The 12372-nt window shown below is 53.2% G+C and carries 10 protein-coding genes; 4 read left to right on the forward strand and 6 right to left on the reverse strand.

Features of this window, described 5'->3' with window-relative positions:
• Positions 1-45 precede the first annotated feature (45 nt).
• From ABD76_RS13380 to ABD76_RS13390, 3 genes are all read left to right on the forward strand, one after another.
• Positions 46-2700, forward strand: coding sequence for a phosphoenolpyruvate synthase (locus ABD76_RS13380; RefSeq protein WP_197257597.1), 2655 nt, complete (start codon positions 46-48; stop codon positions 2698-2700).
• Between the two features lie 112 nt (positions 2701-2812).
• Positions 2813-4270 carry an aminotransferase-like domain-containing protein gene (locus ABD76_RS13385; RefSeq protein WP_197257585.1) on the forward strand — a complete coding sequence of 486 codons (1458 nt, stop codon included), beginning with the start codon at positions 2813-2815 and terminating at the stop codon, positions 4268-4270.
• Entirely contained in the window at positions 4267-5205 is a 939-nt protein-coding gene (locus tag ABD76_RS13390; protein WP_206765648.1) for a D-alanine--D-alanine ligase, read from the forward strand. The genes ABD76_RS13385 and ABD76_RS13390 overlap by 4 nt, the downstream gene beginning before the upstream one ends.
• Before the next feature lie 51 nt (positions 5206-5256).
• Here ABD76_RS13390 and ABD76_RS13395 read toward each other — a convergent pair whose 3' ends face one another.
• Entirely contained in the window at positions 5257-7110 is a 1854-nt protein-coding gene (locus tag ABD76_RS13395; protein WP_197257587.1) for a glycoside hydrolase family 30 protein, read from the reverse strand.
• 345 nt (positions 7111-7455) lie between these two features.
• On the opposite strand from ABD76_RS13395, the gene ABD76_RS13400 reads away from it, so the two are divergent.
• A complete protein-coding gene (locus tag ABD76_RS13400) occupies positions 7456-8274 on the forward strand; it encodes a WcbI family polysaccharide biosynthesis putative acetyltransferase (RefSeq protein ID WP_197257589.1) in 819 nt (272 codons plus the stop codon).
• Positions 8275-8727: 453 nt separating this feature from the next.
• On the opposite strand, the gene ABD76_RS29540 is transcribed toward ABD76_RS13400, so the two are convergent.
• The 5 genes from ABD76_RS29540 to ABD76_RS13415 form a co-directional block, all read right to left on the reverse strand.
• Entirely contained in the window at positions 8728-8868 is a 141-nt protein-coding gene (locus tag ABD76_RS29540) for a hypothetical protein (protein ID WP_242069561.1), read from the reverse strand.
• 15 nt (positions 8869-8883) lie between these two features.
• Complete coding sequence (locus ABD76_RS29545; RefSeq protein ID WP_242069562.1) at positions 8884-9180, reverse strand: ETX/MTX2 family pore-forming toxin; 297 nt, start codon at positions 9178-9180, stop codon at positions 8884-8886.
• A complete protein-coding gene (locus ABD76_RS29550) occupies positions 9140-9391 on the reverse strand; it encodes a hypothetical protein (protein WP_242069563.1) in 252 nt (83 codons plus the stop codon). Before ABD76_RS29550 ends, ABD76_RS29545 begins: the two co-directional genes overlap by 41 nt.
• A 234-nt stretch (positions 9392-9625) precedes the next feature.
• On the reverse strand, positions 9626-10597 hold the full coding sequence (locus ABD76_RS13410; protein WP_197257591.1) for a beta-channel forming cytolysin: 972 nt from the start codon (positions 10595-10597) through the stop codon (positions 9626-9628).
• 292 nt (positions 10598-10889) lie between these two features.
• Positions 10890-12212: an IS4 family transposase gene (locus tag ABD76_RS13415; RefSeq protein WP_197257525.1), complete on the reverse strand. Its 1323-nt coding sequence runs from the start codon at positions 12210-12212 to the stop codon at positions 10890-10892.
• Positions 12213-12372 lie beyond the last annotated feature (160 nt).

Consider the following 12372-nt stretch of genomic DNA (forward strand, 5'->3'; position numbering starts at 1 on the left):
GTGCTAGTGGCTAATTTAACCTTTTTTAAGGAGTTGAGGCCATTGATGTATTGGGTCAATTTGGACAGCGTGAATCGGACCCATCTGCCGCTCGTGGGCGGCAAGGGAGCCAATCTGGGAGAATTGCGGCAAGCCGGATTTCCCGTTCCTCCGGGATTCTGCGTTACGACCTCCGCTTATGATGCGGTCGTGGGACAATCGGCTCGGATGGGCTCTTTCTACGAAGAGCTCGGCCTCTTGAATGTTCAGGCTAACGAGCAGGTCCGGCGCCTAAGCCGGCGCATGCAGCAGCATATCAGCGGCTTGCCAATTCCGGATGAGCTGATCGAAGATATTCTCGGCGCGTGGAGAGAGATGGGCGACAATCCTGCCGCTGCCGTTCGTTCCAGCGCGACGGCGGAGGATTTGCCGACAGCTTCCTTTGCCGGGCAGCAGGACACCCTCTTGAATGTCCGAGGGGAGCGGCAGCTATTCGATGCCATCCGTCAATGCTGGGCCTCTCTCTTTTCGGAACGGGCCATTGCCTACCGGATCAAGAACGGGTTCGATCATCGTTCCGTCCGGCTGGCCGTCGTCGTCCAGCGCCTGGTCATCCCTGACGTGTCGGGGGTGATGTTCACCGCCGATCCGATAACGGGGAACCGAAGCATTATCTCGATTGACGCCAGCTTCGGGCTGGGGGAAGCGCTCGTGTCGGGGCTCGTCAATCCTGATCTGTACCAGGTCAGGCAGGGCGAGATCGTGAAGAAACAGATCTCATGCAAGAAGTCGGCTGTCTATGCGCTTGCTGAAGGCGGCACAGCCGTGGAAGAACTGCCTGAACCGAAGCAGAAGGAGCAGGCGCTGTCCGATGAGGAGATCATGATTTTGGCCCGAATGGGGGAACGGATTCAAGCGCATTACGGGGCGGAGCAGGATATTGAATGGTGCCTGTCCGGCGGACAGTTTTATATTGTTCAGGCCAGACCGATCACTTCCCTTTTTCCGATACCGAAGGCGTCAAGCGATGGGCTGCATGTTTATTTCTCGTTCGGCCACATCCAGATGATGACGGATGCGATGTCGCCCGCCGGAATTTCGGTCTGGAAGATGACGAGAGAATTCGCCGCCGCCGGGGAGGAACGCGCGGTAGCGCTGGTAGAAGCCGGCGGCAGACTGTTCATGGATGCCACGCGTTCGCTGCAGGCCGGCTTGGCCCGGAAGGTGACGCTGCAGATGATGGGCAAGATGGACCCCCTGATAGCCAGCGCGGCCAGACAAATCCTGGACCGTTTTCCGGTCACAGAAGAATCCTCTGCCGGTTGGGAGGGACTGGAAGAGATGCTCCCCCGGCTTGCGACGCAGGTGCTCAAGGATATGCTGGAGGGAGAGGGCCAAGCGGCCTACACGGAGGTCGAGGACGGAGCGGATCGCCTTGTGGACATATGCCGGCAGCGGTTGGACGAATGCGGCGGAGCCGATAAAATTACGTATATTCATCAAAACTACGAATCTTTGGCGCGCTATTTGATGGGCGAGAGCTTTCACTACATGGTCGCAGCCATGGTGGCCCAGCATCTGCTCGAGCTGCTGGCGAAATGGTGGCGCTTCGACGGCGGCGAGCTAATCACGTTGAACAAGTCCCTGCCGTTCAATGTCACGAGCGAGATGGGATTGGAGCTGGGGGATGTGGCGGATATCGCCCGTCCTTACCCGGAGTTGATCGCGTATTTGAGGAACGCGGGCGAGGACGGATTTATGGAGGGGCTGGACGGCATTGCCGGAGGCCCGGAATTCAAGGCGGCCTTCGCGCAGTGGCTCGAACGATACGGCGTGCGCTGTCCGGGCGAGATTGACATCATGAGGACGCGTTGGTCGGAACGGCCTTATATGCTGATCCCCTCGATTGTGGGTCATCTGGACAGCGTCAAGCACGGAGAGCACCGCGAACGCTTCCGCCAAGGAGAGCAGGAAGCAGAGAGGGCCGCCGAACGCATTCTGACCCAAGTCCGCAGCCTGGAAGACGGAGCGTTCAAGGAACGGATCGTGTCCCGGCTGATTACCGTCTACCGCAGCTTCATGGGCTTGCGGGAGCATCACAAATTCGTGCTGGTCCGCCATTTGGCCTTGTATCGGAAAGCGGTGCTTGAGCTGGGCGATGACCTCGCGGCACGGGGCGTCCTGCGCGAACGGAACGATATTTTCTTCTTGAGCTTCCCGGAAATGAAGGAAATTATAACCGGCACCTTCGAAGAAGAAGTACCGTCGCTGATCGCGGCCCGCCAGGAGAGCTTCAAGCACTATCAGCGGCTGCAGCCGCCGCGCGTCTTCACGAGCGAAGGGGAGATTATCGAGGCCAGACTGGACGGCGGCGATGCGCCGGAAGGCGCCCTGATTGGACTTCCGGTCTCTCCCGGCGTCGTCGAAGGCCGGGCGAGAATCGTGCTTGATCCGAGCACGGCTTCGCTGAAGGAAGGCGAGATTTTGGTGGCGCCGTTCACCGATCCGGGCTGGACGCCGCTGTTCCAGCAAGCGAGGGGGCTCATCACCGAGATTGGGGGTATGATGACGCACGGCTCGGTCGTCGCCCGCGAGTATGGCATTCCCGCCATCGTCGGGGTCGAGCGCGCGACGAAGCTGATCCGTGACGGCGAACTGCTTCGCCTGGACGGCACGACAGGACATGTGATCGTGCTGGAAGAAGCGCATAGCATGGTGTGACCATCTTATGAATATAACCAGGGAAGGAACCGCGTTTTGCCGGAAAAAGGCAGAGCGCGGTTCTTTGTTTCTCCGCGGAAATATGCCAATATAGTCCTAAGGGGATGAGTGAATGTTCAACGATTTCAAGCTCGTAGATGGACGTCCCGCTTCCGTTCAAGTGAAGGACTATATCAAAGAGTTGATATATAAAGGAATTTTGCGCGCCGATCAGAAGCTCCCTTCGACCCGCGAGTTCGCCTCTTTATGGCAATTGAGCCGCAACACGGTCATGACGGCGTACCGGGAGCTGGAGGACGAAGGACTGATTCATTCCGTGGCGGGCAAAGGCAGCTATGTGGCGCAAGAGGTCGTGCCGGCCGTGGACGGCGCGCGGCTGGATTGGAAGGATAGGGTCGGGGCATGCGCGCGCACGGCCGAGGAGCTCGATCTGATGAAGCATGGCGTTCGCTGGGAGGAGGGGATGATTTCGTTCACGAGCATTGCCCCGGACGAGAAGCTGTTCGATCTGGACAATGTGAAGCGGGCCTTTCTCGATCGGATGTCGCTCGAAGGCGAGATTTTGCTGAACTACGGCTATGCGAAAGGCTACAAGCCGTTAATCGACTGCCTGCTGCGGTACATGGAGACGAAGGGCGTGGATCTATCCGGCAAAGATTTGCTGGTGACGAACGGCTTTACCGAAGGGCTCGATCTAGTCCTCTCGGCCCTCCGCAAGCCGCACGGGCGCGTGCTGTGCGAGAATCCGACCCATCATACGGCGATCAAGCTGTTCAAGATGCACGGCCTGGAGATCACCGGAATCGCCATGCAGGAGGACGGACTCCAACTGGAGGATCTGGAGCGGGAATTGGCCCGACAGTCCTTCGACCTGGCTTATCTCATTCCGTCCTATCATAATCCGACCGGCATCGTCATGTCCCCGGAGAAGCGGATGGAGGCCTTGCGCCTGTTCGGCGATTACCATATCCCGGTGATCGAGGATGGCTTCAACGAGGAGCTGCGCTATTCCGGCTCGCACGTCGCCCCGATGATTGCCTGCGGCGGCAGCGGGAACAACGTAGTCTACATCGGCAGCTATTCGAAGGTGCTGTTCCCGGGGATTCGCGTAGGCTGGGTGCTGGCGGATCGGGAGCTCGTCGATTATTTGGAGAGCATGAAGCGGGCGCGGAGCATTCATACGTCTACGCTGGATCAGGCGATTTTATATCAATACTTGCATAACGGAAATTTCGAAAAGTATATCAAGCGGGCCCGAAACGCTTACAAGCGCAAATATGAACTGGCCGTGAAATGGTGCCGGGAGCATATTCCGTTCGCCAGGCTGAGCGGCGACGGAGGACTGCACTTATTCATTGAACTGCACGAATCATTGGCCGCGCGCGATGTGCTCGGCGCGTGCGTGCGGCAAGGCGTTGTCTTTACGCCGGGCGATATTTTCCATACCGACGGCTCCGGCGCCAATACGTTCCGGCTCGGCTTCTCGCGCGTCTCGGAAGGGGAATTGGAGGCAGGCATCGCGACGATAGGCAGGACGGTCAGGCAGCTCATGAGGGAGGTAACGAGATGAAGGCGATAAAAGTCGGCGTGATTATGGGAGGCGTCTCCTCTGAACGCCAAGTGTCGCTTATGACGGGGAAGGAAATGATGGCGAATCTGGATCACAAATATGAAGCGGTCCCCATCGAACTCAATTCTACGGAGGAGCTGATCGACAAGGTCAAAGGGATCGATATCGCCCTGTTGGCGCTGCATGGGAAATACGGCGAGGACGGAACGGTGCAGGGCACGCTGGAGACGCTAGGCATCCCCTATACAGGCTCGGGCGTCTTATCCAGCAGCCTGTGCATGGATAAAGAGCTGACGAAGAAAATCATCCGCTTCGAGGGATTGGCGACCCCGGACTGGATGCTGATTGCTTCGCTCGATGAGCTCGACACGGCGGCAGTCGGCCGGCAGCTCGGCTATCCTGTCGTCGTGAAGCCGAATACGGGCGGCTCCAGCATCGGCGTACAGATTGCGGACGGCCCGGACCGTCTGCGTCAAGCCGTCGCGGACGCGCTGGCGTGGGACCGGGAGGTGCTGCTGGAGCAATATGTCGCCGGGGACGAGATTACGTGCCCGGTGCTGAATGGAACGCTGCTGCCGACCGTATCGATTAAGGCCAAGGCTCATTTCTTCGACTATTCGTCCAAATATTGCGACGGCGGGGCGGAGGAGGAGGTCATCGAATTGCCGGAGCCGTACGGCACGGCGGTTCGCGAGGCGGCACTCCGAATCTATAAGGCCATGAAGTGCAGCGTGTATGCCCGCATCGACATGATGCTTGCCAATGGGATTCCGTATGTATTGGAAGTAAACACGCTTCCGGGACTGACCAAGAACAGCTTGCTCCCGAAAAGCGCCAAAGCGGCGGGCCTTTCTTACAGCCGGCTGTTGGATGAAATCATTACGCTTTCCTTGCATGCAAGAACGGCAGAAGAAGCAGGTCTCCCTGGGCGGTAACGCCCGGAGATCTGCTTCTTTGTTTACGCGAGAAACTGTAACCCTGCCCCGCTATGGAGCGTAATGAATGACCATCTCCGAGACTTGCTTCTCCCAGGAGTCGCTGCCGGACAGCTCGACCTTCAAATATTTGGCGCCGGCGGGAAGCTTGGTTTGCGGGGTGTATACCTTTTTGTACCATTGGCTTCCCTTGTATATTCCCGGGGTGCTGACATGGACGACAGGCGTCCAGTTCGCGTTGTCGGTCGAGGTGTAGAACGCGATGCCGTCCCATACGCTGAATTGATAGAGGCTGGCGATGAAGTAGGTGATGTTCGGCAGCTCATAGACGAAGCTCTCGGTCGTCCCGCTGGTCCGCTTTACCCGTGACCGGTCTCCGTCAAAATAGGAGGGGTTGGAGGAGTCAAGCGTCAAGCCGTCCGTATGGGAGAAGGTGTTGGACCAGTCATCCAGGTCGTCGGTCAAGACCTCCTCTTCCGGATCGGGGGCCGAACCGTTCTGCCCGACAAAGGTGACGACGCTCTTCGGCGCGACGATCGCCTGGAACTTGCCGTTAATGAGGGGGACGGAATGCCCCGGGGCGAGGCTTAAGCTGTCGTTCGTCACATAGGGCGTCAGTTGGCCCGCCGTGAATCCCTTCGGCACGACGTTCAGCTCGGCCGTCGCATCGCTGTCGTTCACCGCGACGATCGTGAAGCTGCCTGCGGCCGGATCCTTGTATGCGGATACATATACGCCCGCCTTCGGATTCTCGGTTGCGCCGATGCGCACGTACCCCGGTTTGATATATTTGCTGTAATTGCCGAACGTATAGTAGCGCTTCGTCAATTGATACGTATTCGTATCCTTGTATACGTTGATCAGCCCTTCGTCATTGCTCCCCGGAATGGCTCCGGTCCAGTACATCCATGCATTGACCTGGGCCTTGGTCATGAAGTCATGAATCTGGCGGGCGAACTTCAATCCGGAGGCCATGCCCGGATCGTAGGAGTCGACCTTGGATACCTCGGTCATCCAGACCCGCTTCCCCTTCGCTTGGGCGGTGGTGAACGGCGCGGTCGGCAGCTCGACGCCGATGACCGGAACGGGGTAGTTATGGCCCGCAATGATGTCGATCCGTTCGGCGGAAGTCGGATCGTTCAGGGCATCCTTCATGAGATCCTCCGACCACCAGGAAGGCTCGCCGACGATCACCTTCGTGTCCTGCACGCCGTGGTTGATCATTTCCTGCTTCAAATAATCCTTCAAAAACACTTGGATCTGCGTTGAATTCCATTCGGCCGAGTCCCAAGGCAGGAAGGTCATCGAGTTCGGCTCGTTGGCGATGGAGACGCCGTACAGATCAAGCCCGAACTGCCGCTCATATTCCTGGATGAACTTGGAGAGCAGAACCGCGAAGTCGCCATAGTTCTCTTGTTTGAGATATCCGCCGTTGGTCGTGGAGTTGTTCGTCTTCATCCAGGCCGGCGGGCTCCAGGTGCTGGCGATGAGCTTATGTACGCCTCTCGCCTGCGCCTGCTGCATCACCCATACCTGATCGGGACGGGCCTGGAAGTCATACTGGCCGGGGGCCGGGTTGAAGGCGGGGAAGACCGCGCCCCGGAAAATCGATACGCCGATACCGGTAACTTGATCGAACAGAAGATCCATCACTTCGCTGCGCACCGGCTCCCGCAAGTCATAGATGGCGTCCGACCAGCCGGCCTGGGACACCCCGAATCCGTCGATCTCCTGCTTCACGTCGTTCCAATCGACGTAGACATCCGATGCCGCGGCGGTCTCCGCCATGTCGGATGATTCCGCCGGGGCCGCCCCTGCCGTGAACGGCAGTGTCCAGACGACGGAGAACAGCATCGCCAGCGCCGTGCTGGCGCTCAACAGGGAGTGGAGGAGCTTGCTTCTCATGAACAACCACCTTTCCGTGTGCCGATATGGGATTCATTGCATGTATATCCTTTTTTGCAGAGACTATTCGCGCTTTTGCCAAAGATTGATGCGATTATATGGAGGCAACCATTGGGCTAAGCAGCAGCGGGAGGAGAGCGGGAAGATGCGGGAGAATGCGGGAAATAGGCGTTTGACCGTGCAATGCCTTATCGGCATCGCCGCGAGGGGGCCTATTATGGCGTCTGGGGCGGCGGAAAGGACAGAATGTCCCTGGCAGAAGGCGTTGGATGTGCATTATATGTAAAAAACCGTAAGAAGGGGCTAAGACGAACGCCCGCATATGGGCTAGAGGAGAGGTGCGCGATGAAGAAATGCATTGTGTTCGCCAACTGCCATGGCATTCCGATTCGCAAATATTTGGCGTCGTCGGCGACCTTCCGCCAATTCTACGAATTGGTAGAGGTGCCGATGATTCAGGTATGCAATCAGGCCACCGGCATCGGCGATCACCTGTTGAGCCAATGCGATCTGTTCATCTATATGAGAACAAGCGATGCCTTCGGGTCTTATCTGTCCACCGATTATATATTGACCAGACTGCCGGACCGCTGTATCCGCATCAGCATCGGCAATGCTTTTTTCATGTCCTATTATCCTCAATTCATCCCGGATAATAAGGAGCCGCGGTTCGCCTATGCGGATCAGAATGTCATCCGCTTGCTGCAAGCGGGATTAAGCAAAGAGATGATTATCGCTGTCTTGTCGGACGAGAATTTATACTCCGCCCCGTTCCTGCAGCAATATCATCATGATTTCATGCTCAATCTGCGAAGCCGGGAAGAAGGGATCGATATCCCTCTGGCCGATTTCATCGAACAGAACTACCGGCAGGCTCACTTATTCGCCACGATATGCCATCCGCGGTATCAGATTATACGGTATTTGGCGATGAACATTTTGGAGCGGCTCCATATTTCAGGCCAGGAGATTGCGCATGTCGTTCACGACACGGACTTCCTCGATCTGATTCACCCGATATACCCGAGCGTGATCAAGCATCTGGGGCTGAGCTTCGTGCGGCCGGGAGACCGGGTGTACACCTTGGGCAGCGAAATCCTGACCTTCCCGGAATATATTTCGCGATATGTCGATTATCATGCGCAGGCGATGAGAGGGATCTAGACAGTTTCATAATAATGGGGCTGTCCCGAACGTAGTTTTTCGCTACAGTGAGACCCCCCCTTTTATTCTCAATGCTCGACTTGCCGAAAAACTGCGAAAATGCAGTTTTCTCTTATGACGTTCGCTTCGTTACAGGTATTCCTGCAAAAACGCATGAATTTCAGGAAGTAAAAGAGACAGAAACCAAAAGACGCAAGAAATAATGTACTTTTGCAGTAGTTTAATAAAATATCGCCTCAAAGGGCGTAAATTCCTGCACTAGCGCAGGATTTCACTGGATCATCCATAATTCCGCCGGTGCCTTTCTCTATTTACTGTTGCGCCTCCTTGAGCACTGCCTAAGGGAGAGCCTTGCAGCGCCGTCCGGAAATGATCAATTAAGGGTAAGAGGAACCGTACGTTAATTGACAAGCCGGGCATTCTTCTCATCGGTCACATCATAGGTTGTTACGATTAGCTCGGCGCCGCCGCTCCGCAACCGCTTGTTGTAATCTGAACGCCGGCATTTTTGATTTCTTGCTGCTGGGCGGCTGTCAGGCCGGCATAATGTCTCCCCAGAAAATTGTCGTAGGTGAATTGCTTCGATGTTTGCATTCCCATCCAGCCCGTTTATATTCCGGTCGCTTTGATGATGCTGCGATTTGCCATCGTGCTTTCCGTCCGGCCTGTAAATACGACATCTCCGCGGTACGTCCTTTGACTGAACTCCACTGCCGTTTTATATGTTTTATGCGGGGGAACCTTCACGGGCTGCGGCGGGACTTCCAACGTGCAGGATTCGCTTGTGATATGGGTTTCGGTACTGCCTGTGTTGTACTCCAGGTTGATTTTGCCGGCGCCCTCCAAAATTGACGGGAGGATGAATTTATTGCCGAGATCCCCGGCTCCGCGTGTATCTAAAACCATTGCTTTCCGGGTTGGCAACCGTATTTGCCAAATGATTTTTGTAATAATAAGTGCCTACCTTTTTAAGTACTTCATTCACATCTACAATCCCGATGCTTTTTTCTTGGGCAATCGAGGCCTCGGCATAAGCCTGGGGCGGAACGGAAGCGCTTCCAATAATGAGGGCAGAAAGCCCGATTGCAAGACCGTTTTTCAGAACATGTTTTCCCATTGTGTATCCCCTCCGATTAAGTATGCTGATGCTTTCGCTTCCTGAGCCTCCTTTCTTTCGGGTTAAGGTTATCGTAGCATGGCTTTTCTTTCCTCATGGCATAAGGAGGATTGTTATATTCTGCAGCAATCATGTTACTAGCGGGGGATAAGCAAAAACGAGCGCCCCCTGCACAGTTCAGGGGACGCTCGCCGCCGCATGTACATCCTATTTGATTAATGGTGACCATCCTCATTAGTTTTTCTCTACCAATTTATGATTTTTCCAATCAAGTATATATGTTGTAGTAAAGGTTGAATGGGAGTTGTCTTTTTCATTGCTTCCTGCCCAATAACCAAGACCAAATAGTTCACTATGCCATTGCAGCTTATAACTATCTTGCGTTCTACCTAAATGTACAGTTAATTCGGATAAGGAATCCGTTTTATCGGCAATGACAACGGCGACAACGGCAGGAGAAAAGCTGTAAGCCGCTAAAGCAGGCATCTGATCGCTGGAAAGAAAATTATCTTTTGCCCAGACTTGGCCGTTACGAGATTTACTAAAAAGCTCATTGCCATAAGTAACCGTAAATGAATCCCTATTATACGGTCCCCATCCTTGGTTCATCGCGGAAACAAAAGGAACTGTCCATTCCACCTTTTTATTGGTATCGGTTATTAAAATCGTTTTGTAATCTGCTTGTTCATAAGAAACGGAGGTTGACCAATTGTTACTGCTATTGGGGATGCTGCCTATTGTACCGCCAATGGTATATCCAATGGTAGATGATACCGTTTTTTTATCGATGGTATTCGTAGGAGCTACCTTGAAAAAATCCCCGCTTCCGTTTAATTCCATGGCTATCCGATAAGAAGATGCCCAATGCATTGTCGCTCTATAATACCCTGGATACGAATCCTGTTCAGGAAAAGAGATTTTTCTGTCCGCATCAATGTTGCTTCCTTCTGTAGTAATGACTGCAATTTGTTTATTACTATGAGGATCGTCAATAAAGGAAACAGAAAGAGAGGTTTTTATTTTTTCATTGCCAAACCTTGTAGATAAGTTATTGTATACCTTTGCGCCTTGTCCGATATCGATGGGAGAATTTTTCGCTACTTGCGCAGAGACAGATGCTCCATTTAAGGTTAGAGAACCTAGTAAAAGAGCAACTGCGGTTATAGTTTTAAAAAATATTGGCGGCCTTTTTTTCTTTTTGATCATATGTTCCACTCCATTCTTTTTCTTCGGGTTAAGATTTATCGTAGCATAGCTGCTGTCACCTCATGGCATAAGGATTGTTATATTTTATAGCAATCATGTTAAAACAAAAACGAGGGCCCCCTGAGGCAATGTCATTAAGTTAAGCTCAAAGACAAGAGCGGAAATAAAAATGGAATCCGAAACGGCATGGGAAAAAGCCCTGTGCCGTTTGTTTTTGGTGCAAGCAAGGAAAAAGCGTACAGCAAACAAAGCGGACGGAAGATCCGCTTAAAAAATGTTCATATGAAACGAATTATGCTACTCTATAGACGAAGCTAACAACTGATTTGTAGCGTATTTTGCGCGTATTCTGCTGCCCTGGGCGAACGGGGCGAATCGGCAAAATGTTTTTGCGGATCAGTGCTTCAACATCGGGCGGGGGTTCATCGTGCCGTGAGCGCAGGAAATGTCTAGAAACGTGAACGGCAACCGTGAAGTTGACTTGGTATGAGTGCCGTTTATCCATTTGGGAAATGACGACGTGTGAGGTCATCATTTCAGCGAAATTGTACATGATCATTCTTGCGAAAATCTCTTGGGTGATGGACTCTCGTCTCTTTGCGTGAAAATTCGTCAGACCGACAGTGTACTTTAATGCCCTGAAAGAGGTTTCAATGCCCCATCGCCTGTTATACATAGACTTGATTTCATCGGGTGGGAAATCAGCGGCAGAAAGATTCGTAATGACGGTCTCATAAGCGCCATGAGGCAGGACGAAACGAACAACCCGAAAGGTAATCGGGTAAAACAAGTTCTCATGCAAATCCAAAAAATCAAATGTAGACGTGGAAGGAACGAACTTGTACATCTCGGGATTAGCCTTGACCTCTTTGGTTTGTTTTTTGGTGAGTGTCAGATGAACGTCCCTATCAAACTCTCCGCTAGAGGGCAAACGCAAGCCCGAAAGAATACCATTGGAATCCAAATCCTTTACCCGTATGACATAGTTCCACCCTTTGCGTTCAAGGTGCGCGAAATTGTTGTAACTTTCATAACCTCTATCGGCAATAACAATGGTTTTGCCCTTGATGGGAGAACGGTCAACCATAGCAGCCAGCGCCCTTCCCTCGTTGCACAACCTTCGTGGTTGAACAATGGCATCCACGTACAGTCTGTTGCACAAGTCATAGGCAGCGTTCAAATGCAGAAGGCTATAGCCTTTCGTGTTCGGTTGACTTTGAAAATAGGTGTCCGTGTCCGCAGAGTCAGTTGCGATATGTAAATCCGAACCGTCAACGGCAAGTAATCGATACCCTCGGTAGTCCTTGATATCCGTATACGATTGCGTAAATGCGTGAAACAAGAATTCCACAGCAGACGGCAGGATTTTATTCCTCTGTTGGACAAAAGCGGAAGTGGTTGCGGTGTTTACGTTATAACCTTGGGATTCCAGGAGTTCCTTATATATGCTGTTGCCCCCCATGGAGATCAGGAGTTGCATCACCGTTTCAAAGGATAGCTTTTTCTTTCGGGTAAAATCTTTTTCAGGGTTTTTGACATAAGGTGCTGGTGCGGCTGCCATTTCTCGTATGAGGGATGTCAGCGTTTCTTTTAGCGAATTCGCGTACTCATTCATTGGCGTAACCTCCTCGTTTTTTCAAGGGGCTTCGCCACACATATCCATCTACCTGTTAAGTCTTGATTTTCTTTTGAAACAAAAAAAAGAGCGGGCTATCTTTTTGATAACCTGCTCTTGTGCTTGATTATGGTTTCCGCGCCTTATCTTAATGACATTG

The organism is Paenibacillus dendritiformis (assembly GCF_015845845.1).
Lineage (GTDB): Bacteria > Bacillota > Bacilli > Paenibacillales > Paenibacillaceae > Paenibacillus_B > Paenibacillus_B dendritiformis_C.